Source organism: Streptosporangium sp. NPDC000396 (assembly GCF_042898655.1).
GTDB lineage: Bacteria > Actinomycetota > Actinomycetes > Streptosporangiales > Streptosporangiaceae > Streptosporangium.
In genome coordinates this window covers 1-21,919 of record NZ_JBIAZA010000044.1, presented here as the reverse complement: position 1 = coordinate 21,919, position 21,919 = coordinate 1, and the positions used below count along the sequence as shown (strand labels likewise).

General features: G+C 66.2%; 21 protein-coding genes. 9 read left to right on the top strand and 12 right to left on the bottom strand.

Translation table 11 applies throughout. The features are described from left to right. Nucleotides 1-123 precede the first annotated feature (123 nt). Both ACFY2X_RS43045 and ACFY2X_RS43040 read left to right on the top strand, forming a co-directional pair. Nucleotides 124-615 carry an SRPBCC family protein gene (locus ACFY2X_RS43045; RefSeq protein WP_389949868.1) on the top strand — a complete coding sequence of 164 codons (492 nt, stop codon included), beginning with the start codon at nucleotides 124-126 and terminating at the stop codon, nucleotides 613-615. A 1-nt stretch (nucleotide 616) separates the two neighbouring features. Continuing rightward, a complete protein-coding gene (locus ACFY2X_RS43040; protein WP_389949865.1) occupies nucleotides 617-1,630 on the top strand; it encodes an NAD-dependent epimerase/dehydratase family protein in 1,014 nt (337 codons plus the stop codon). Here the strand turns inward: ACFY2X_RS43040 and ACFY2X_RS43035 are convergent. The 5 genes from ACFY2X_RS43035 to ACFY2X_RS43015 form a co-directional block, all read right to left on the bottom strand. Continuing rightward, complete coding sequence (locus tag ACFY2X_RS43035; protein WP_389949863.1) at nucleotides 1,623-2,711, bottom strand: cytochrome P450; 1,089 nt, start codon at nucleotides 2,709-2,711, stop codon at nucleotides 1,623-1,625. The genes ACFY2X_RS43040 and ACFY2X_RS43035 overlap by 8 nt on opposite strands. 92 nt (nucleotides 2,712-2,803) lie before the next feature. Then, nucleotides 2,804-3,481: a hemerythrin domain-containing protein gene (locus tag ACFY2X_RS43030; RefSeq protein WP_389949860.1), complete on the bottom strand. Its 678-nt coding sequence runs from the start codon at nucleotides 3,479-3,481 to the stop codon at nucleotides 2,804-2,806. 22 nt (nucleotides 3,482-3,503) lie between these two features. Beyond that, complete coding sequence (locus tag ACFY2X_RS43025; RefSeq protein WP_389949857.1) at nucleotides 3,504-4,628, bottom strand: hypothetical protein; 1,125 nt, start codon at nucleotides 4,626-4,628, stop codon at nucleotides 3,504-3,506. Next, a complete protein-coding gene (locus ACFY2X_RS43020) occupies nucleotides 4,594-6,726 on the bottom strand; it encodes an aminotransferase class III-fold pyridoxal phosphate-dependent enzyme (protein ID WP_389949854.1) in 2,133 nt (710 codons plus the stop codon). Before ACFY2X_RS43020 ends, ACFY2X_RS43025 begins: the two co-directional genes overlap by 35 nt. Before the next feature lie 27 nt (nucleotides 6,727-6,753). Continuing rightward, nucleotides 6,754-8,184, bottom strand: coding sequence for an aldehyde dehydrogenase (locus ACFY2X_RS43015; protein ID WP_389949851.1), 1,431 nt, complete (start codon nucleotides 8,182-8,184; stop codon nucleotides 6,754-6,756). A gap of 246 nt (nucleotides 8,185-8,430) precedes the next feature. Here ACFY2X_RS43015 and ACFY2X_RS43010 point away from each other — a divergent pair, with 246 nt between their 5' ends. The 3 genes from ACFY2X_RS43010 to ACFY2X_RS43000 all read left to right on the top strand — a co-directional run bounded on the left by ACFY2X_RS43010 (nucleotide 8,431) and on the right by ACFY2X_RS43000 (nucleotide 12,089). Further along, nucleotides 8,431-9,660, top strand: coding sequence for a cytochrome P450 (locus ACFY2X_RS43010; RefSeq protein ID WP_389949848.1), 1,230 nt, complete (start codon nucleotides 8,431-8,433; stop codon nucleotides 9,658-9,660). Between the two features lie 121 nt (nucleotides 9,661-9,781). Next, nucleotides 9,782-10,870 (top strand): alcohol dehydrogenase catalytic domain-containing protein, encoded by a 1,089-nt coding sequence (locus tag ACFY2X_RS43005; RefSeq protein WP_389949846.1) that lies wholly within the window; start codon nucleotides 9,782-9,784, stop codon nucleotides 10,868-10,870. A gap of 13 nt (nucleotides 10,871-10,883) precedes the next feature. Beyond that, complete coding sequence (locus tag ACFY2X_RS43000; RefSeq protein ID WP_389949843.1) at nucleotides 10,884-12,089, top strand: cytochrome P450; 1,206 nt, start codon at nucleotides 10,884-10,886, stop codon at nucleotides 12,087-12,089. Nucleotides 12,090-12,116: 27 nt separating this feature from the next. On the opposite strand, the gene ACFY2X_RS42995 is transcribed toward ACFY2X_RS43000, so the two are convergent. Continuing rightward, nucleotides 12,117-12,305, bottom strand: a complete 189-nt coding sequence (locus ACFY2X_RS42995) for a hypothetical protein (RefSeq protein ID WP_389949840.1) — start codon at nucleotides 12,303-12,305, stop codon at nucleotides 12,117-12,119. A 693-nt stretch (nucleotides 12,306-12,998) separates the two neighbouring features. On the opposite strand from ACFY2X_RS42995, the gene ACFY2X_RS42990 reads away from it, so the two are divergent. Both ACFY2X_RS42990 and ACFY2X_RS42985 read left to right on the top strand, forming a co-directional pair. Continuing rightward, nucleotides 12,999-16,841: an Ig-like domain-containing protein gene (locus tag ACFY2X_RS42990; RefSeq protein WP_389949837.1), complete on the top strand. Its 3,843-nt coding sequence runs from the start codon at nucleotides 12,999-13,001 to the stop codon at nucleotides 16,839-16,841. Between the two features lie 107 nt (nucleotides 16,842-16,948). After that, nucleotides 16,949-17,968, top strand: a complete 1,020-nt coding sequence (locus ACFY2X_RS42985) for a hypothetical protein (RefSeq protein WP_389949836.1) — start codon at nucleotides 16,949-16,951, stop codon at nucleotides 17,966-17,968. A gap of 29 nt (nucleotides 17,969-17,997) precedes the next feature. On the opposite strand, the gene ACFY2X_RS42980 is transcribed toward ACFY2X_RS42985, so the two are convergent. Genes ACFY2X_RS42980 through ACFY2X_RS42970 form a run of 3 tightly spaced genes read right to left on the bottom strand, consistent with a single transcriptional unit; the run spans nucleotide 17,998 to nucleotide 19,226 of the window. Then, nucleotides 17,998-18,729, bottom strand: a complete 732-nt coding sequence (locus ACFY2X_RS42980; RefSeq protein WP_389949833.1) for a hypothetical protein — start codon at nucleotides 18,727-18,729, stop codon at nucleotides 17,998-18,000. Continuing rightward, nucleotides 18,722-18,952 carry a multiprotein-bridging factor 1 family protein gene (locus tag ACFY2X_RS42975; protein ID WP_389949831.1) on the bottom strand — a complete coding sequence of 77 codons (231 nt, stop codon included), beginning with the start codon at nucleotides 18,950-18,952 and terminating at the stop codon, nucleotides 18,722-18,724. The genes ACFY2X_RS42980 and ACFY2X_RS42975 overlap by 8 nt, the downstream gene beginning before the upstream one ends. Continuing rightward, nucleotides 18,945-19,226 carry a hypothetical protein gene (locus tag ACFY2X_RS42970; protein ID WP_389949829.1) on the bottom strand — a complete coding sequence of 94 codons (282 nt, stop codon included), beginning with the start codon at nucleotides 19,224-19,226 and terminating at the stop codon, nucleotides 18,945-18,947. The genes ACFY2X_RS42975 and ACFY2X_RS42970 overlap by 8 nt, the downstream gene beginning before the upstream one ends. Nucleotides 19,227-19,475: 249 nt before the next feature. Between ACFY2X_RS42970 and ACFY2X_RS42965 the strand changes: the two genes are divergently transcribed. After that, the gene (locus ACFY2X_RS42965; protein WP_389949827.1) at nucleotides 19,476-19,667 is read left to right on the top strand and encodes a hypothetical protein; all 192 of its coding nucleotides are present in this window, start codon (nucleotides 19,476-19,478) and stop codon (nucleotides 19,665-19,667) included. Between the two features lie 47 nt (nucleotides 19,668-19,714). On the opposite strand, the gene ACFY2X_RS42960 is transcribed toward ACFY2X_RS42965, so the two are convergent. Then, nucleotides 19,715-20,290, bottom strand: coding sequence for a PIN domain-containing protein (locus ACFY2X_RS42960; protein ID WP_389949824.1), 576 nt, complete (start codon nucleotides 20,288-20,290; stop codon nucleotides 19,715-19,717). A gap of 19 nt (nucleotides 20,291-20,309) precedes the next feature. After that, nucleotides 20,310-20,765, bottom strand: a complete 456-nt coding sequence (locus tag ACFY2X_RS42955) for a helix-turn-helix domain-containing protein (protein ID WP_389949967.1) — start codon at nucleotides 20,763-20,765, stop codon at nucleotides 20,310-20,312. Here ACFY2X_RS42955 and ACFY2X_RS42950 point away from each other — a divergent pair. Continuing rightward, nucleotides 20,758-21,174 (top strand): hypothetical protein, encoded by a 417-nt coding sequence (locus ACFY2X_RS42950; protein ID WP_389949822.1) that lies wholly within the window; start codon nucleotides 20,758-20,760, stop codon nucleotides 21,172-21,174. The genes ACFY2X_RS42955 and ACFY2X_RS42950 overlap by 8 nt on opposite strands. Nucleotides 21,175-21,323: 149 nt before the next feature. Here the strand turns inward: ACFY2X_RS42950 and ACFY2X_RS42945 are convergent, their stop codons facing one another. Then, nucleotides 21,324-21,797, bottom strand: a complete 474-nt coding sequence (locus ACFY2X_RS42945) for an ATP-binding protein (protein ID WP_389949820.1) — start codon at nucleotides 21,795-21,797, stop codon at nucleotides 21,324-21,326. Between the last annotated feature and the right edge of the window lie 122 nt (nucleotides 21,798-21,919).

The window sequence follows — 21,919 nt, the reverse complement described above, 5'->3', positions numbered from 1 at the left end:
CACCACGCCGCCGCGTCACCACGCCGCCGCCGCGCCGCTCGCTTAGCGGGTGACATGGCTTTCGGCTCATGTGCCACGCTATGCTTTTGAGCAAGCGCTTGGTAAAGTCAGGGAGGTCTGGAGATGTCCGCGATCACCACGCGCGGGGAGCCGGACGTGTCGGTGAGCATCGAGATCGCCGCTCCGCCCGAACTCGTCTACGCCCTGGTCAGCGACGTTCCCAACCTCCCCTCATGGGCGGCGGAATGCGTGCGGTGCCGCTGGCTCGGCAAGGCGGCCGGTCCCGCTGAGGGCGTGCGGTTCCTCGGCGTCAACCGGAACAAGTTCTTCGTCTGGCCCACGGTCAGCGAGATCAGGCACGCCGACCCCGGGCGGAGGTTCTCCTGGGAGGTGCTCGGCGGCATCGCCTACTGGGAATACGTCATCACGCCCGCACCAGGCGGTTGCACGGTCACGGAGAGCACCTGGGACCTGCGCGGATTCGCGCTGAAGCATGTCCTGGCCCCCCTGATGTCCGGCGTCCGCGACCGGCGGGTCGCCAACCGCCGCAACATGGCCCTGACCCTGGATCGCCTCAAGCTCGCGGCCGAGGCCGCCCATCTCGGGAAGGCATGACGTGCGGGTTCTCATCAGCGGCGGCTCGGGATACATCGGATCTCACACGGTCGCGAAGCTCCTGGCCGCCGGCCACAAGCCCCGGCTGCTCGTCCGGGATCCCGGCAGGGCGGCCCGTGTCCTGGAGACGGTCGGCGTCGACAGCGCCCAGGTGGACTTCACCGTCGGAGACATCCGCGACGCGGACGCCGTGGAGCGGGCGCTCGCCGGGTGCGACGCCACGATCCACGCCGCCGCGGCGATCGCCGGATCAGGCGCGGCCCTCGTCGAGGCGAACGTCACGGGCACGGAGAACATCGTCGGCGGCTCCGTGCGCCACGGGCTCGATCCGGTGATCCACGTCTCCACGGTGGCGGTGTTCGTCCCGCCCTCGGCCCCCGTCATCACCCCCGATGCTCCCCTGGCCAGCCCCAGGACGGCCTACGGCCGGTCCAAGGCCCAGGCCGAGCGGCTCGTGCGGCGGCTCCAGGACGAGGGAGCCCCGATCACCGTCCTCTACCCCGGCGGGGTCATCGGCCCTCACCAGCCGAACCTCGACGCCATGATGCAGGGACTGGTCAGCGGGCTCCAGCAGGGGTGGGGCGTGTCCAGCGGCGGCGTCGCCCTGGTGGACGTGCGTGACGTCGCGACCGCGCTGGTGGCGGCCCTGAGTCCGGATCGGGGCGCCCGCAGGTTCCTCCTGGGGGGCCATTTCCTCACCTGGCCCGAGATGGTGGCCCTCTGCGACGAGCTGACGGGAAGGCCGTGCAAGGCGATCAGCGTGCCCGCCTGGGCGCTCCGGGGCATCGGCTCCCTCCTGGACCTCGCCAAGCGGGTGCGCCACTTCGACTACCCGCTGTCCCGCGACGCGGCGGACATCATGACCACGATGGTCCGCACCGACGACGAGCCGACCCTGCGGGCCCTGGGCATCGGGCTGCTCCCCGTCCGCCAGTCGGTGGAAGACTCCCTGCGGTGGCTGGCCGCGGCGGGTCATCTCGACCACGCCGCGGCGGGACGGCTGGCGCCTACGTGACCACCATCAGCTCGGCCGGGCCGCGCACGATGGCCGCCGTGCGCCACGGGACATCCTCCGGGGCGCCCGCCAGCCTCAGCGTGGGGAGCCTTCTGACCAGCGTTCCGATCGCGGCCTGAAGCTCCAGCCGGGCGAGCCCGGCTCCCAGGCAGTAGTGGTGGCCGTGGCCGAAGCCGATGTGCGGGTTGGGCTGCCTGAGGATGTCGAAACGGCCGGGATCGGAGAAGAGCTCGGGGTCCAGGTTCGCCGCCGCCACCGACGGCAGGACGACCTCGCCCTTCCTCACCTGGCCCGAGGGAAGGGAGACGTCCTCCGTGGCGAGCCTGAGCAACGCGGAGTCCGACGGCTGGCAGTAACGCAGGATCTCCTCGACCGCCACGGGCACCAGCGACGGGTCGGCGACCAGGGCGGCGTAGGCGTCCGGCTCGGTGAGCAGCATGAAGACGCCCTTGTTGAGCACCGTCGCGGTGGTCTCGTGACCGGCGACGATCAGCAGGAGCGTGAGCCTGGCGAGCTCCGACTCGCTCAGCGAGTCGTCCTCGTCCCTCGCGCCGATGAGGACGTCGACCAGGTCGTCTCCCGGCTCCCGGCGCCGTTCCGCGAGGAAGTCCGCGATGTAGGAGTAGAACTCGGCGCCCATGGTGAGCCGCTCCTCCTCGTTCAACGCCGAGTCGGACAGGGCGATGGAGGACCAGACGCGGAATCGCTCCCGGTCGGCGCCGGGCACGCCGAGAAGCTCGCAGATGATCTGGATGGGCAGCGGGAAGGAGTAGCGGGAGGCCAGGTCGACCGGCCCCTCGGGGAACCGGTCGATCAGCTGGTCGGCGATCTCGCATACGCGGGGCCGCCAGGATTCGATCCTGCGCGGGGTGAAGGCGCCGGAGACGATCCTGCGGATCCGGGTGTGCCGGGGCGGATCCATGTTGAGCAGAAGGTCCGGGTCCATCCCCGCGAGGTCCACCCCGTCGACGAGCCGTGGCGCGCCCTCGAAGCACAGCTCCCGGCTGAACCGGAGGTCGGAGAGCACCTCCTTGACGTCGGCGTGCCGTACGGCGACCCTGGCGGGCTGCCCGCTCGGCATGACGGCGTGATCAAGCGGGCACGAACTCTGCCTGCGGGCGAACTCGGCCGGCGGCCTGCCCGCCGGACCCGCTGGAAAGGGGAAACGATCCGTCATCCCTGAAAGACCCTGCGTTCGAGGGCACGGTAGCCGCGCCCGCCCAGCGAAAGGACGATCTTGTAGAACAGGTTGGGCGCGAGCACGCGGTCCCGCTCCTCTGCGGTGGCGTAGCGTGCCAGCCAGGGCCCCAGGAACGTGAGGTCCCGAGGCGAGAACTGCTTGCGCGCGTCAAGCTCGAAGCGCTGGTAGTCCTGGTTCGAGACGTATCGGGTGATCCCGGGGAAGACGATCTCCTCTTCCCTGGTCAGGTGCCTTTCGAGCAGGTCACGCAGCTTCGTGACCACCGAGGCCAGCTCCCCCGCACCCGACCCGGGATCGGCGGCGAACCGCGCCGCGGCCTCCCCCGTCCGCTCCAGCAGGGCGTCGAGCTCGACGTGGTCCTCGGTGAACGAGTCGAGGTCCATCGGCTCACCCGCCTCCTTCGAGGAGGCTTCGAGCAGCGGCCAGAGCCCGTTGTCCTCGATGCTGTGGTGGCGGATCGTGGCGAAGATCAGACGATCGATGTAGGTGCGCACCGCCTGCGCCCGCCGCCCGGGCATCTCACCGGCTGTCGGATCGCCGAGCAGGTTGACCAGCCGGAGCAGATCCGCCCGGATGGCGCGGTGCTCGACGAGCCCGACGGTGAGATCGACCGGTGGATCGCCCTCCCGTCTCGGAGTGATCTGTTTCATGTCAAAGCTCCCTGTGCGATCTCTATGCGATGCGGAACGATCCGCCGGCGAAGTAGTCCGCCAGGCCCTGCGCGCTGCTCACGCGTGAGGGCGGATGGAAGGCCAGCGGCTGGGTCGCCGCCGACAGGTAGGCGATCTCCGGTGACCCCAGGAAGGTCATCCCGCCGAGCAGCTCGACCGCCTGCCGCGCCGCGTCACCGATGGCGTCCTGTACGGCGAAGCGGGTGATGACGGATTTGGCCAGCGAGTCCTCGTCGTAGTCCCGCTGGCTGATCAGCCGGGCCAGCCCCTCCACGAGAAAGGTGGCCGTGTCCAGCCGGACGCCGAGGGCCGCGCGCTCGGCGGCGCTCCCTCTGCCCGCGAGGAACACCCGTTCGGCCAGGGCGGCGGCCACCCCGAGATAGACCGAGGCCATGATGCACTCGAACCAGACGAAGCCGATCGCCTGGAGCCTGTCCACCCCGCTCGGATCGTCGAGATCCGGCCGGACGACGAAGTCCTCGCCCACCAGCACGTCGGTGAACCGGACCTCGTCGCTCTCCGCCCCGGCCAGGATGTCGCTCGCCCAGAAGTCGTGCACGGATATGCCGGGGAGATCGGCGGGGGCGAACATCAGGCCGAGGGCGCCGTCCGGCAGCGCCACCGTGGCGGTCAGCAGGTCCATGGAGCGCGCGAGGCTGCACGGCTTCTTGCTGCCGTTGACGAGATAGCCGCCCTCCACCGGAACCGCGGTCATGGCGGGTTTCACGATGCTCTGCCCGGAGCGGCCCTCCGCGCCCGCCGAGGAGATCAGCAGCCCCTTGGCCGCGACCTCCTGGAGCAGCACGGTCTCCAGCGCGTCGGGACCGTTGGCCTCCACCACGACGTACAGGGTGGCCACGGAGAAGTGGTGCATGGCGGTGCCGACGGCGAGCGACGGTGAGGCCGCCGCGACCGCGGCGATGGTTCGCATGGCCTCCACCGGGGACGCGCCCGCACCGCCGTGCTCGGCCGGGACGAGCAGACCCGGGCCACCGTGCGAACGGAAGATCCCGATTCCGGGATTGCGCGGCCTCTCCAGGTCGAGCAGCGGGACCTCCGCGAGGGCGGCGCGCAGGCCCGGCAGGTGACGGTCACAGGCCTGTCTGGCGACGTCGAGACTTCTCACGCCTGCCCTCCTTGATCTGAGCGAGCGCGTAGGTGAGAACCTGCCAGGCCGCGAAGCGGTAGACGCTCAGCGGGGTGTAGCCCCGCGTGCCGCTCTTGAGCCGCGCGACGATCGCGCGGACGTCCTCTTCGCGGGAGAAGATGCGCGGGAAGAACCTGAGTTGCAGGACCAGGACCCCGCAGTCCCTCATGATCATCGCTGACAGGGCCGCTTCGAGCAGCTGGCCCAGCTGCGAGCGCCGGTTGAAGGGAAACCAGCGCCGTCTGAGCATGAGCCGCATGTGGCTGCCCCGGCCCGCGGCGAAGTCGAAGAGCTTCGACTGCGCCGCGATCTCGGCCAGCCCCTCGTTGAGCAGCGCCTGGCTCCGCTCCCGCTCCGCCTGGACCTCCGGGTCCTCCACGCGTTCCAGCGCGTGGAGCGCGATGTGGGCCGTCAGCCCGTTGCGGTAGTGCCGCCGCAGCCGCTCAAGGTGGTCCGGGTTCGCCTTCAGCGCCCGGTCGTGAACCTCTCGCGTGACCAGCGCCGCCCCCATGGGGAGCGTCGTGTCGCTGAGCGGTTTGGCCAGTGTGGCGATGTCGGAGTTCGGCAGCACGCGGTCGTGCGCCAGGAAGGCGTCCCCGGTCCGCCAGACGCCGGTGACCACCTCGTCGACCCCGATCAGGTATCCGCACTCGTCCTTGAGTTCGGAGATCAGGACCAGCAGGTCCTCGGGGAGCGCCTCGCACAGCAGCCCGCGGGTGACCTCCAGCCAGACCAGGGCGATGTCGTTCTTCCGGAGTTCCCGCTCCAGCCGCTTCCTGGCGTCGGCCGCGAACGGGTCGACGTAGACCAGGTCGAAGTAGTAGGGCCGGAACGCCTCGCGATCCGACTCGATGTGCTGCTGGCCGTACTTGCTGAGGTTCATCGAGATCAGCGTCTTGCCGGAGAAGTTGCCGTCGAACGTCAGCACCTTGGTCCTGGGCGAGCCGGCCATCAGGGCGAGGCTCACCGCGACGTCCACGGCGGTGGCTCCGCTGACCGCCGGAAAGGCGTGCTCGAATCTGGTGAGACCCCCGAGGTGACTCTCCAGGTCGGCGAAGTAGTCGTGGTCCGGATCGTGCTCGGCGAGCACCTCCGCCACGATGTCCTGCGGGTTGTGGCCGCGGAGGTTGACGCCGCCGCAGCCCGCGCAGTCGATGACCTCGCTGCCGTCGGCGAGCCGCAGCCGCGCCCCCGACGCCTCCGTGATGTCCAGCGCGAAGCCGGACATCTCCATGCCCTGGGCGGTGATCGGGTTCACGTGGTCCCGGAAGGTGTCGATCCGCGCCCGCATGTCGGTGTCGATCAGGCGCAGCCGTTCCTCGTCCGCCTCGTTGACGTGGCCGTGCCTGTGGAGCGCGTCCAGCACGAGTGACAGGCACAGGCCGTTGCCGCCGAAGGTGGAGGTGTGGGCGAGGCTGTCGCGCGCGTTGTTCCACACCGAATACGCCTCGGCGGACATGGTGAAGCATCCGAAGGGGACCTGCCTGCCGGTCAGGTTCTCGCCGAACACGTGAACGTCCGCCTCCGGGCCCCCGGTGAAGAACTCGGGCTCCCACAGGTCGAGCTCGGTGTTGCAGAGCACGCGCAGGCTGCCCCGCTCGGCCGCCAGGTCGAACAGTTCTCGCCCGTCTTCCCGTCCGCCCGTGGATGTCCGGACCAGCACGACCGCGGACCACTGCCCGTCACGCAGGAGGTCCAGGGCGGCCGGGATGTCCGGCGTGGAATGGACGCAGGGGGCCAGCGCCCCCTCGGTTCCGGCACCGACCGGATCGAAGAACGGCGCGTACCGGTCTTCGGGGTCGACGAGCAGGACGCGTCCCGAATCCGCCCTCTTCCTGCGTACCGAGGTGTGCCGGGCGAGTTTGACGGCACCGGACAGGCCTTCGAGGGTGGAGTTGGCGAAAAAGGTGTAGAAGCGCTCGGTTCCGCCGAGGAGGCGGCTGAGCATGTAGCCCAGTTTCGCTCCCTCGGCGCTGATGAACGCGTTGGTAAGGATCATGTTGGCTCGCCGTTCCTCGGTGAACTGGGCGATCGCCTTCAGCGTCACCGAGTCGGCGGGACCACAAACAGAGGTCACGTGTCTTCCTACGGTGTTTCCGTCCGGTCAACCGGTTCGGGGGATCGACTTGTACTCGAGGTAGCCGTCCAGCCCCTCGGGTCCCAGCTCGCGGCCGACGCCGCTGGCCTTGACCCCTCCGAACGGGGAGGCCGGGTCGAGTATGAACATGTTCACGCCGCACACACCGGTCCTGATCCGGCGGGCGACCTCCATCCCGTGCCGCTCGTCGGCTGTCCAGACCGATCCGCACAGGCCGTACTCGCTGTCGTTGGCGATCCGGATCGCCTCGTCCTCGTCCTCGTAGGGGATCACCACCAGGACCGGCCCGAAGATCTCCTCGCGCGCGATCCGCATCGAGTTGTCACCGGCGAAGACGGTCGGCTCGACGTACCAGCCGCGGTCGAACCCGCCCCGGCCCCCGCCGGCGACCAGCTTGGCTCCCTCCTCCTGGCCGAGGCGGATGTAGCCCTCCACCCGGTCACGCTGCCGGCTCGTCACCAGCGGCCCGATCTCGGTGGCCGGGTCGAACGGGTCGCCGAGCCTGGCGGAGCGGGCGTAGGCCGCCACGCGTTCGACCACCTCGTCGAACCGGCCGCGGGGCGCGAGCACCCTGGTCTGCGCCCCGCACGCCTGCCCGCTGATCAGGAAGGCCGCCATCGGCAGCCAGCCGACGTAGGTGTCGAGGTCCGCGTCCTCCAGGATGACGGCGGCGGACTTGCCGCCCAGCTCAAGGCTGCACCTCTTCATCTGCTCGGCGCAGATCGCACCGATGCGGCGGCCCACCGCGGTCGAGCCGGTGAACGCCACCTTGTCGACGTCCGGATGCCGGACGAGATGCTCCCCGGTCTCCCGTCCCGCGGGCACGATGTTGACGACACCGGGCGGGAACCCCGCCTCGTCCACGAGCTGGGCGAACAGATGCGCGTCGAGGGGTGTCTCGGGGGCGGGCTTGACGACCGCCGTGCATCCGGCGAGCAGCGCCGGCGCCAGCTTCGTCATGATCAGGAACTGGGGCGTGTTCCAGGGCACGATCGCGGCCGTCACGCCGACCGGCTCCCGCCTGACGGTGACCGGCCCGAGCATGCCCGGCCGTTCGGTCTCCCAGGCGACGGAGTCCGCCAGGCGGGCGTAGAAGTCCAGTACCGCATGCGCGATCGGCACCTGCCCGATCTGGGAGAAGGTGATGGACGACCCCATCTCGGCGGTGATGATCTCCGCCATCTCCGGCTGCCGGGCCGCGTAGAGCTCGGAGAGGCGGCCCATCAGCGCCGCCCGCTCGCCAGGCTCCATCCGCGGCCAGGGCCCGGTGTCGAACGCCCCGCGCGCCGCGGCCACCGCCGCGTCCATGTCGGCGGGCGTGCCGTCGGGCACCCGGCCGATCACTTCCTCCGTGTGCGGAGAGACCACCTCGATGACATCGGTCCCACGGGACGCCACCCAGCCGCCGTCGATGTAGAGCCGATCCTGTACGTGCATTCCACCTCTCCTGACTCACGGAGCCGTGGGGAACGTCGCGCCGCATTCCCTGGATGCCAGCTGTTGACCGAACGCTTGCTTGGACGATAGCACTGGGCACGACGACCTGCGACCTCGCGAAGCCCCCGAGCGGCGCGACATGCAAGAACAAGTTCTTCATTCTTCTCCGGGGGCTACCTAGATATTGACGTGTCCACTCAGACGGAATAGAACCTGTTTCAATTCCTTGTGTCACGGAGGAGCCCCATGCCCCCTGAGATCGATGTCATCAGCCCCGACGTCTACGAGGCGGGCGGGATCCCCCACGAACAACTCCGCTGGCTACGGGAGAACGCGCCCGTCTACTGGCACCCGGACCCCCACGAAGGCGTGCCCGGCTTCTGGGCGGTGACGAGACACGAGGACATCGTCCAGATCTCCCGGAACTCCGAGCTCTTCTCCTCCTGGCAACGCACGGCGATGTTCGAGGAGTACGGCGACGAGGACCTGACCATGCAGCGGGAAATGATGCTGTTCATGGACCCGCCCGACCACACGCGGCTGCGCAGCCTCGTCAACCGCGCCTTCACCCCGCGGATGGTCAAGAAGCTTGAGAAGCACATCAGCGACATCTGCCATGACCTCATCGACGAGGTCGCCGGCCGGGGCAGCGCCGACTTCGTGGCGGACATCGCCGCCCCCCTGCCCGCCTACGTGATCTGCGAGCTCATGGGAGCCCCGCCCGAGGACCGCAAGCTCGTCTTCGAGCTGTCGAACCGGCTCATCGGATTCGACGACCCGGAGTTCACCACGACCCCCGAGGACGCCACCAGGGCCGCCGCCGAGATCTACGAATACGCGCAGAAGCTGGCCGACCTGCGGCGCGCCGACCCGCGTGACGACATCGCGAGCAAGCTCCTCCAGCCGGACGAGAAGGGCAGAACCCTCTCCGACACCGAGTTCAACCTGTTCATCCTGCTCCTCACGATCGCGGGCAACGAGACCACCCGCAACGCCTCCTCGGGCGGCATGCTCGCCTTCTTCGACAACCCCGACCAGTGGCAACGGCTCCGGCAGGACCGCCGGCTGCTGCCCACCGCGGCCGACGAGATCGTCCGCTGGGCCAGCCCGGTCAACCTCTTCCGCCGTACGGCCACCCGCGACACCGTCATCCGCGGCCAGGAGATCAAGCAGGGCGACAAAGTCGTCGTCTTCTACCCCTCCGCCAACCGGGACGAGGACGTGTTCGCCTCACCCGACGTCTTCGACATCGGCCGCGACCCCAACCCGCACATCGGCTTCGGCGGCGGCGGAGCCCACTTCTGCCTCGGCACCCACCTGGCACGCATGGAGCTCAGCATCCTTTTCGACACCCTGCTCGACCGCATGCCCGACATCCGGCCCACCGGCGGCGTCCGCCGCCTGCGCTCCAACTTCATCAACGGGGTGAAGGAGATACCGGTCGGCTTCACCCCCACCAAACGGCATCAGCCGTAACGGATTTCATCTCAAAACCCAAGCTTCACAAGGCCTAGCACTCCATGCTTGAAACATGTTCTATTAAGTCACGACCGACAACGGGCGGACCGCTTCAGGCCGTCCAGGGAGGTATCGACCCGTGCGAGCAGCACTGATGCATTCCCCCGGCGACTCCGCGCTCGACCTGCGCGACGACGTCACCACGGTCGGCCCGGATCCCGGCGAGGTGAAGATCCGGGTCAGGGCGACCGGCGTCTGCCACTCCGACGTCTCCGCGCTGAAAGGCATCCTTCCGGCTTCGATCCCCGCCGTGCTGGGACACGAGGCCGCGGGCGAGGTCGTGGCCGTCGGCGACCTCGTCACCTCCGTCCAGCCGGGCGACCATGTCGTCCTGTCGTTCGTCGCGCCCTGCGGCACCTGCGCCGACTGCCTGGGCGGTCAGCCGTACCTGTGCCTGCCGTACACCATCGAGGCCTTCACCAAGCCGCGTTTCCGCCTTGGGGACGGCAGCCCCTGCTTCGCGCTCGCGGGCCTGGGCGCGTGGGCGGAGGAACTGGTCGTGCCCGCGGCGGCGACCGTCAAGATCGACAATGACGTTCCCTTCGAGCTGGCGGCCCTGCTGAGCTGCGCCGTGGCCACCGGCGTCGGCGCCGTGATCAACACGGCCCGCGTCGAGGAGGGGGCCTCGGCCGTCGTCATCGGCGCCGGCGGCATCGGCCTGTCGGTGATCCAGGGCCTGCGACTGGCCGGCGCCGCCACGATCCTCGCCGTCGACCCGGTGGAGGCCAAGCACGCGACCGCCAAGCGTTTCGGCGCCACGCACACCGCGACACCCGACGACCTGGACATGGTCAAGGGCCTGCTCACGGCGGGCAGGGGCTTCGACTACGCCTTCGAGGCCGTGGGCCGCTCCGCCACCATCAAGACCGCCTGGGGTGCGACCCGCCGAGGCGGGAACGTCGTCGTCGTGGGCGCAGGCGCCGCGGACGACATGTTCCAGGTCGACGCCTTCTCTCTGCTGTTCGAGGGCAAGAGCATCCTCAGCTCGGTCTACGGCAGCTCCGACCTGCGGCGTGACGTCAACCGCTTCGTGAGCCTGTGGCGCGCCGGCCGGCTCGACCTGGAGAGCCTGGTCACCCGCCGCATCCGATTCGAGGATCTCAACGACGCGGTCCTCTCCCTGGACAAGGGCGGAGACATGATCCGCCAGGTGGTGCTTTTCGACTGATCCGAGGTGTTCCATGGCCATCCACGTCAACCTCGTCGACCAGGACTTCTACGCGCGGCACGGCGTACCGCACGACCAGCTGAAATGGTTGCGCGCCAACGCCCCCGTCCACCGGCACGAAGGTGATCGCGGATGGCCCGACTTCTGGGCCGTCACCAGGTATGAGGACGTCGTCCGTGTCTCCCGACGCTCGGACCTGTTCTCCTCCAGCAGGAGACTCGCCCTGTTCAACGAGGTGTCCGACGAGCAGCTCCAGCTGCAGCGGATGATGATGCTCAACCAGGACCCGCCGGAGCACACCCGGCGGCGTTCCCTGGTCAACCGGGGCTTCACCCCGCGGATCATCGGCCAGCTCGAACAGCACATCCGCGACATCTGCCACGAGCTGGTGGACGAGGCCCGGGGCCACGGCTCGGTCGACTTCGTCCGGGACATCGCCGCCCCCCTGCCGCTCTACGTGATCTGCGAGCTGCTCGGCGCCCCCGTCGAAGACCGGGACAAGCTCTTCACCTGGTCCAACCAGATGATCGGCGCCGAGGACCCCGACTACGCGGCCGATCCCGCCGAGGGGCGGAACGCGGCCGTGGAGGTCTACACCTACGCCAACACGCTGGCGGCCGAGCGGCGCGCGGAGCCACGCGAGGACATCATCACCAAGCTCCTGCAGCCCGGCGAGAACGGCGAGTCCCTCGACGAGAACGAGTTCGACCTGTTCGTGCTACTGCTGGTCGTCGCGGGCAACGAGACCACCCGCAACGCGGCCTCCGGCGGCATGCTCACCTTCTTCGAGCACCCTTCGGAATGGGCCCGGCTGGTCGCCGACCCCTCCCTCGCCCGCACCGCGGCCGACGAGATCGTCCGCTGGGTCTCCCCGGTCAACCTCTTTCGCCGTACGGCGACCGCCGACACGATGATCGGAAAGCAGGAGGTGCGCGAGGGCGACAAAGTCGTGGTGTTCTACAGCTCCGCCAACCGGGACAAGGACGTGTTCGCCTCACCCGACGTCTTCGACATCGGCCGCGACCCCAACCCGCACATCGGCTTCGGCGGCGGCGGAGCCCACTTCTGCCTCGGCAACCACCTCGCCAAGCTCGAACTCCGCGTGCTCTTCGAAGTCCTGGCCGAACGCCTGCCGAACCTCACCCAGGCCGGCCCCGCCCACCGGCTCCGCTCCAACTTCATCAACGGCATCAAAGCCCTGCCGATCACCCTCACCTGACGAAACACAGCGGCCGGGAGCGACTGATCAAGGCTCATCGGGTACGGCGGGCAGATCGGCGAAAATGCCGGCGCCCTCAACGAGATCATCTCGGGTCCTCAGCCACGCCTTGATCTCCGGAGTGTTGTGCGTGGCATAGTTGTCACACACCAGGTGGACATCCAGTTCGGCGGACGCCGGCTTATCTGTCATGGCCAGGAACTTCTTGAACTCCACCGCCCGGCACCCTGTAAAACTTACAGATGAAGTAAGGCAGGTTCAGGCGCAGCTCTCAGAGATCTCGACGGATCTGAGAGTTATTGAGCACACCTCACTGGAATGGACTAGGTCACTCCGCAAGTGGAAGCCGGATCTATCCACCCGCGAACGAGTCAAGGGACTAATGTCCGAACCGAAATCCACGGCGGTGGACTCCAGTTAGCCAGGCGCGCCTACATTTTGGCTTTCTCCTTGTTTACGATGCCTCTCCGCCAAGCCGGTCACTCTCAACCCGAGACGCCTTGCGCGACCGACCACCACCAACACCCTGCCCGTATCGCTCCTGCTTGTCCCAGAGGATGAGCGGTACGGCTTCCACGCCGGGGTCCGACCGAGCGCTTTGTCCTCCTCAGACAGGCCGTCAGGTTCGCCGTTCTTGCCACACAGCCGATAAGCATGGACGCTGCGGGGCGTCACACCAAAGCAGTCGGCGATGTCAGCTGCGGCCACCGAGAAGCTGCGATCATATGCGTCGATCAGTTTTCAATAAGCTTGTCAGACACAGCTTTCTCACTCCCAAATAACACGTTTAGTAGCCACTCATGCACTAGAAAAAACTTTGTCTTTACGTTGAATTCATGCAAAGATCATCCGGCTTGATTGGATCAATCATGAAAGGCCGGAGTGAACACACATCCCCCGAGGTCCGGCGTGTTAGCCCGCAGCTACCGCCGCACCTCCCTGATAGCCGCGCTGGGGCTATCCACCTCCCTGATGGCGGCACCCGCCATCGCCGATCCCACTCCCACACCTACGCCCACTATTCCCGCAGCGAAGGCGACCGCCGCCCCCGACCTGGTAGCAACCGCCAAGCAGGAGGCCGAGCGACAGAACAAGCCGGTCGAGATCGCCAGCCTGCACACGGAGAACTCCACCACGGTCGCCAATCCGGACGGCAAGACGGTGGGCACCTACGTCTACAGCCAGCCCGTCCGGATCCAACAGGACGGCGCCTGGAAAGAGGTCGACACGACCCTGGTCGTGGAGAACGGGGTCGTCAAGCCCCGGGTGGCCAAGCTGGACATCAGCCTGTCCAACGGCGGCACCACCACGCTGCTGACCGCCAAGGGCGACTCCCTCGGGGTGAAGAAGGGCACGGCTGGCAAGGTGGAGATCGCCGCGCCGGGCATGCTGCCCACCCCGAAGCTGTCGGGTAACAGGGCGGTGTACGAGTCCGCCTACGGCCGCGGCATCGACCTGGTCGTCACCGTCACCCCGGCCGGGTTCCACCGGGAGATCGTGATCCGGGAACGCCCCGGCAAGCAGTTGAAACTGCCGATCTCCGCCGATCTGCCGTCCGGGATGCGCTACGGCACCACCTCCGCGGGCAAGGCGGCCGTGCTGGCCGACGACAAGCCGGTCACCGAGCTGGCCACGGCGCGGATGCTGGACGCCACGGCGGCCGAGGCCCCCGGATCCGGCCGCGTCGGTGCGGCGAGGACCGCCGTGGAGCAGAAGAAGAACGGGCCGGTGCTGGTGCTGTCGCCGGACGCGGGCTTCCTGGCCGACCCGGCCGTCACCTACCCGGTGACGCTGGCCGCGGATGGTACGGACTGGTACGGCCCCGGCTACCCCGATGACACGTTCATCAACAACAAGACCTGGAACACCGGCGGCCCCAACCAGCACATGTACAAGCTGCTGGTCGGCGTCGGCGGCAACGCCATCGCCAACGGCCCCACCAACGACCCGAGCGTCACCTGGCGCAGCTACCTGCGCTTCGACCTGACCGGCGCCCCGTTCATGGGCCGGCCGATCCTCAACGCCGACCTGCGGCCGTGGAACTACCGCTCGCACGCCTGCGGGGACCAGAAGGGCGACATCGTCGTCCGCCGGATCACCAGCGACTGGTCGGTCAACACGCTGAGCTGGAGCAACCAGCCGGCGGTGACCACCAGCGGGCAGGGCACCAAGGGCAGCGCCGTGGGCGATCACTGCTCGGGCAGCCTGGGCTCCCAGGACGTGTTCTACACCATCGAGGACATCGTCCGGGCCTGGGCCGGCGGCGCCCCCAACTATGGCCTGCAAGTGGGCGCCCTGTATGAGGGTCCGGTCATCAACTGGCGCGAGTTCCGCTCGGCCAACTACGTTACCGACGCCAACGGCCACGGTCCCGTCCTGTTCGTGAAGTACGAGGAGCCAGCACCGGAGATAACCATTGCCTCGTGGAGCTACGGGGATGAAGCGAAGGTGGACACCTACGAGGAGGCTGTTGCGCTAGCCAACGACCCACAGCGGGCACGCGCCTCCACCCAGCTCACCACCGATGCCCCCCTTAGCTGGGAAGCCGCCTACGAGCAGAAGATCAACTCGACCGAAACGCTGACAACACCCGCAGATGTTCTCCTAAATGGGCCACCGCCTGAGGAACCTCCGACACCGACGCCCACTCCGGGGGTGGACACGACGGCGCCAACAGTGGTGAGTGTCAGCCCGACCAACGAGGCCGCCAACGTACCGGTCGACACGCAGGTGAAGGTGACCTTCAGCGAGCCGGTCACCGACGCGCATCTCTCACTGACGGATCGCCTCAACGAAGGACAGGCCGCAGGCAGCACGGTGATGTCCACCGACAACAAGACGCTGACCTTCACTCTCGCGCGGCCTTTGACCGGGACCTATTACTCGGCGCAGGTCAGCGGGGCCAAAGATGCCGCAGGAAACGTAATGGCGGCTGCGTATACATGGCGGTTCACCACCTCCAATCCAGTCCCGACCCCCACCCCCACTCCGACGCCCACGCCGACTGCTTGTGCGGAACCTACGTGGGTGTCGACCCAGGGCTATGAGTATCTCAGCAAGGTGTCCTGGAAGGGACACGTGTGGAAGATCGACGAGGATGGGGCCGAACCCGGCCAAGAGCCAGGGGTGTATTCGGGATGGACAGACCTCGGAGCCTGCGGAGGCACCACCCCGACCCCAACACCCACGCCGACGCCAACGCCGACCCCTGCATGCACCTATCCGACATGGGTTGCCGGAAAGTTCTATTCGAAGGGCACTCGACTCACCTGGAAGGGGCACTCCTGGGAAGCCACGGCTGGGTGGCCGACCGGGACAGAACCCGGATCAAGCGGATCCAGCGGAGATTGGCGAGACCTGGGCGCCTGCAGCGGCACGCCCGCCAGCGTCTCGGCGCAGGCCCAGGCGGAACCGCAGCCCACTTCCACCACAGGTGAAGTCAAGCCGTCCGTCGTTCCCTCCACCGCGACGTCGAATTCGGCACAGCCACTGCGATCTGCTGCGACTGCCACATTACCGCCTCCTCCTGCGAACAATGAGTACCGCCGTATGACCAAGAGTGATTGCGAGGCTAACAGAAATAAGGCCAAGCGGCCCTCTGGCTGGATCATGAATCGTCACTCGTGGTGCACCATAGGGACATTCACTGTCAAAAAAGCGAGGCCTCCGGGCGTCAAAACCTTTCTTGAAGTTGAGGCGATGTTCATCGCATATACCTTCAGTGGTAGTAGTAGTATCAGGCCGGATCGTGGAGAAACTACTCGCGACATCCTCATCGATGTTCACATGGGAACTCCCAGCATACTCAACCCCGAGGTGGCTGGAATGTACCTTCAGGTGGGCGCTATGCCGGCAGAGAACCCAAGCGAATGCGAGCATGTCACCCAATGGAATGGCGGCTCGAATAATAATAGCATAGTTCAGTCGCTAAGTCAGTGGGCGGGCGGCTCCTACAGATTCCGTCTACGCTGCCCGGAAACAAAGGCAAAAGCAGAACGCATCCACACTTGGAATGAGAGTCAGGGGCATACAGATTCAGTCAAAAACACGGAGAAAGTCACCAAAGGCAGGTTTAAGCTATACGCCAGCTATCCTAACTTCCCCGGGCTTCAGTACTATTGGACGACGAACCGGAACGACCACGAACCGGGAACCACTGTTCGCTGCGATACTGCCAGTTACCTCGGTAAAGGCAATGGCGGATGCGTATTCGACGACGCTGTTCCTTCGTTGGAACACCAGCTCCAACATGGGTACGATGAAGCTTATAAGCACTATTGGAACGCATGCTATCAGCCAAACATCACATATCCCCGCCTGCTGAAACTCGGCGACTTCCCTGCAGTCAAAGAGAAGTCTATACCGGGCTGCTACGATTCGCAAAGGAATATGAAATATAATTACCTTCATCGAATCGATAGTACAACGGGTGACAATAATCGAAACAGCATAACTCGTCCTGAATGTGAATGGCTCTGGGGTAACTATTCCGACGACCACAGGGAGTGCGACGAATTTCCGTTCGCCAAGGCGTGGGAGAGGTGGAATAATCCATATCTTGGAGCCAACCTAACCAGAGCCGGGTACTCGCTATGCCCTATACCAGGAGCTGATAACGGAAAGGCGGGAACTCTGTTCGGTAGCTTTCTTGCGAAAGATCGAATCCTTATCGCCGAACCTTTCTACATTCGGTTCGAGACAGAGATAGAAAACCCGCCAGCATGTACCACACCTCTTCCTGGGCATAACTAGCACAGATAAGGTAATTGGACGAAACTTCTTATAGGTGGGGTGCGGCAGTGAGCGAACACCGCACTCCACCTATAGACTTTTCATATAAATAGTCGAAGGAGTTGCCGATGCAAATCGATGAAGCAATCAGGCATTACCGGAATCTACTCGACCAGACATGGATGGGAGAGGGTATGGCGTGGACAGTGATCATCGCGGATGATAAACCGATCGAGCTCCATGAAATCGCAACCTCTCTATCCGGAGGGGCCCCTCCTGAGGTATGGGAAGACACTCCTAGGATGGCGACCGACCGCATCAACAGTATAAATTACTTCATTCCTGTAAAATCTGAATATCGCATCAACCTCATCGAGCCGGGATTGCCACACACCAACTACTCAGAATTCATCCAATGGATGAGTGCGGGACGTCGCCTCTGGTCTGCCTCTTGGCATACCAAAGGAGGGGAGCAGCTAATATACGTCGAGAACGGGGAAGTCCTCTTCCGAATAGGCGAATACTTCAACGTGCACATGCCTTTCGGCACCAGCATCACCGCAGCGCAACGTGAATTGGAGATAATGCGCCAACCCAGTCTCTCCGAGAGTAAGGCCGCCGCCTTGGCAATCATGGAATTGCATGGCGGATTTCGGCTGAACCTTGAATGGCTGGATTCTCCCGGACCGGTAATCGCCGTCGACCAGCCGATACCCGCCGGAGCCACCCCACCAAGTGCCTTCGCGTCGGCCGAACCAAAACTGGCGACTCATCTTCGACAAGCATCCCCCACCGCCCGGCGATCATTCCTGATCCACCTGACCGAACGACTAGCTGATCGTTACGACCTGCGTATCCCAGAGGTGACAGCCGTCCTTGATCAGATGTGCAGCGGGCAGCGTCCTACGCCCGCCGAATGGCGCGATCTCGCCAGCGAAACGATGTACCTTGCTCAGGACCATTGGTTCGGCAGCCCTGCGGATGCTGAGCCGGCGTGGCTCCGCTGGCAGGCCGCAATCGCAATCCGCCACGCGTTGCGCTCTCTAGACACCGGTGCGGAAAATGTCGAAGCCTTGCTCTCTGCCCGCAATGCTCTTCACAGCGAGTGGGAGAGTCTCCGCGATGAAATTCTGGCTCTTCCTCAGTGACCGACCATGTCGTCTAGGCAAAATAATGTTCAACCTAGATCGGGCAGGGGAATGTCAGTGATTCCGAATTTATCGAAGAATAGACAGACAGCAAAAGCGTGAGGGATTTCAAAAACAACTTTATAATGTCTACCCATAATAAATCGTCCGGCCATCCCCCAGACGAGCATGGCGTCCCCGTTCAGCCTGTTCTTGTCGATCGTCGCGACCGGCAGTTTGCCGTCGCCGTCCACGCATCTGCGGTTCGCACACCGAACCCGGCCCTCCCGGCGGCCAACCCGCAGGGAGAAGGTGCGGCAGTACGGGCAGGCTGGCGGAAGCTGCCCGGCCGGAGCACGCAGCGGCTCCCATTTCTCCGCCTCACCGATGTCCCGGACCTCCCAGGCCCGCCGGATCCAGCTGGACAGTATCCGGGCCGTACGCCGAGCGCTGTCCTCGGGCACGCCGTGGGTAAGGCGGGCGATCGAGGCCAGAGCCGCCGCAGTGTTGCCGTCGGACCCGCCTCGGCGCTCGCCGAGGTGTCCGGCGACCTCGCGCCGTAGGGACGCCTCCAGGCGGCGGATGCCCTCGTGAATGTCCATAAGCAGCGGCCCGGCCTCGGCGTGCCAGGGCGCGGGCGAGCCGGTCACCTTGTGGTGGCTCATGGTGCCCGTGGTGGGGTCGGCAACCGGCTCGGCCAGCAGCGCCTCCAGCCGGGCCAGCAGATCAGCCAGTTCGGCGACCAGAACTGTGATCTCGGCGGCGGGGCCAGTGTCAGCCACTTCCGCTTTCTCCCGTGTCCATCCAACGCAGGACGGCCAGCGCGCTTCCGACGTGAAGCCCCTCGCCGGACTCGATCCGGCGGATTGTGGCTATAGCCACCCCGATCTGCTCGGCCGCCTGCTTCTGACTCAGGTGGCGAGCGCGGCGGGCTTCGCGCATCAGCAGCGGCAACGCGGTGAGCACCTCGGCCAGCTCGGTGTAGGAGGTCGGCTCATCAGTCATCGTTCACCCATTCATGGTTGGAGCAGGCCGGCCACCAGGCGCGGCACTCGGTCGCGAGGCCGTGGCTGGCCCGGACACCGTCGCCGAAGACACACTTCGGGTAGCCCCAGGCGTTCTTTCGCCGGATGGAGCAGGTGCCGCAGCGACGATCAGGTGCCCGGTGGTCACCGTACGGCGCGGCCTGCTCGTGCGGGCGAAGTATCGAGCTGAGCACCGCAGATAGCGGGTGAATGCCCACGGCGAGCATGGCGGCCTGCCGCCGGGTACGGCGCACCGTCTGCGACTCCTTCGGCGACTGCTCAGGGTCGGGGCGTCGGACGCGCCGAACCGCATGAGGGCCTCATCCATCGTGGCCGTCCGGGGCGCGCACAGGTTCGGGGCGGTCGCTGCCTCGGATCAGGCTCAAGCCAGAGAACGGCGGACGGTCCTGGACGTAGAGCACTCGGTCCTCTGTGATGACCGGCCGCACCTGGCACCACAGCGCCCGCACACTCTGACCGTCCGAGCCACTGCCGAGCGCCTGATGCGCGCCGTCGGCCAGCGCGGCGGCGGAGCCCACTTCTGCCTCGGCAACCACCTCGCCAAGCTCGAACTCCGCGTGCTCTTCGAAGTCCTGGCCGAACGCCTGCCGAACCTCACCCAGGCCGGCCCCGCCCACCGACTCCGCTCCAACTTCATCAACGGCATCAAAACCCTGCCCGTCACCCTCACCTGACGACCAGCGACTCCGCCCGAGCAACACAGACGACCAGGCACGGCCGATCAAAGCTCATCGGGTACGGCGAGGCGGTCGCGCACCCGCCCGGCGAAGACGGGTACCCCCGCGCGCTCCAGGGAGTGGGTGATGTCCAACCCGGTCATGGGCGGGCGGCGTTTGCCCCTTGCCATCCGGGCCAGGACAGCGACCACCTCGTGGGGACTCTGCGCCAGCAGCGAGCATAGGTAGGTGTCGGGGTCGGTGACGGTCAGCCCGTATCGGCTCAGGGTCGCGGTGGGAAAGTCGGCGAGGTTCCAGGTCACCACGGTCTGGGCGCGACCGGCGATGGCGGCGGCCATGTGGTGACGATCATCGTGATCAGGACCGTCCAACTGCCCGAGCAGGTGCTTGTAGTCATCCTCGGACACGCGGGTGTCGGCGAAGAACTCTCGAATCGCCGCACTGATACGTGCCGCCGCCGATGCGGAGCGATGCTGCTCGCGTACGATGACCCGTTCCCACTCCACCAGCAGATGATCGCTCCAGACCACGGTGTGCACCGCGTCCTCGGTCAGGGCGAGCATCAGATCCATCAGCGAGAACGGGAACAACACGTTGGTGTCAACGAAGACGCGCGCCATCGGCCAGCACTCCCGCAGGTCAGTAGGGCAAATCCGCTTCTTCTGCGACTTCCATGATCCTGCGGCGCCCTTCGGCCCGGCGCTCGCGACGAGCCTGGAACTCCACGACGTCCGAAAGGCGAACCAGACGATGACGGCTGTCAGGCAGATGCTGAGAGGGAATCTCGCCTTCGTCCAGCAGCCGGGCGACGAAGGGCCGCGACACCCCCAGCAGTTGCGCGACCTCGTTCGGCGTCAGCCGGGTCTCCACAGGCAAAGCCAGAACGGCATTCCCCGCCGCGAGATCCTGAGCAGCCGCCAGCACCAAGCGTGCGAGTCCTTCGGGAAGCACGATGTCATGCCCACTCGCCCCGCGTAGCACTAGCTGCACCTGGGGACGGTCAGCGGCCTGTAATTCGGCGAGCACCTCGCGATCGGCGCTGACCGGCTCGACGCGGGTCGCATGGGCCAGAACTCCAGTACGAGACATGATCACCTCCAACATCACGATGTTATCTGCAATAAATGTAACCCGTGAGGAGATAAGGCGACAGCGTCGTCCCGACTTTCCGGCACTTCCGTCGGCCATCGCCGCAAGGAAGGACGCTGGTCATGCGGGAAGTATCGCTCCCCGAAGCCCCGGTACCGAGCTGAGCACCGGCCGCCTGCGACCGCTGTTCGCCTCGTTGAGGCAGGATGACCAAGACCTCGCCATCCAGAGACTCCTCGCGAGAGAGAACACCTCCGCCCGCGCCGCCGTGCTCACCGTACTGGAGTCATTCGACGCCGATGCCTACCTGCGTAAGGCAGGCCTCAGTGGTGATGACCTCGCGATCGTCCGGGCCAGGCTGCTCATACCGGCGGCCGGCGTTGCCGGCGATCCGGTTCCGGGGCCACAGGTCTGACCGTGCTGCGGCCCCCGGCAGGGGTTTCCTGGGGGTGCGGAAGGGGACACGCGGCTGACGGGGAAGTTCCGCATGTCACTCCCCTGCCGGGGGCGGTCTTCGGAAAGTTCTCGGCGAGCGGTGGCACTCGCCGATGAGAGTCCATCACCTCAGGCGTGGAGTGCCGGAAGAGCGGACGAGATGGAGGCCGATGACGGGTCGGAGGTGGACGGACTCACGGCGATGGCACACCACACGGTCCGGCCGTGGCCGTGCTTGCGCGTTCCCCAGCGCCCTTCGGAAAGCTCGTTGACGATGAACAGCCCACGACCACTGTCCATGTTCGCGCTCGGCTGGACGTTCATCTCCGCCGCGAGGTGAGGAGCCGTGAAAGCCGAACCGGGGTCGGAGACCTCCACGCGAAGGAGATTCTCCGTGGTGGTCAGGGTGAGCCCTATCAGGCCACCCGTACGACCCCGATCCGAGTGAATAATGGCATTTGTCACCAGCTCTGAAACCGCCAGAGTCACATCTTCGACAGCGGGATGGTCCCAGCCGAGCCACTTGCGCACTTCAGATCGCGCCAGTGACACCGATTCACAGGATCTGGATAACCGAGCCTCTCCGAGGAGCTTCGACTCCATGATGGCGACCTTTCGCTCCGGCTTCGCTCACTGACGTGATCTCAGCGAATTGCCGGTAGGTAGTTGTGCTCGAAATGGGTGAGGACAAGCGCTGCGCGGGCGATGTCGCCGATTCTGCTGGG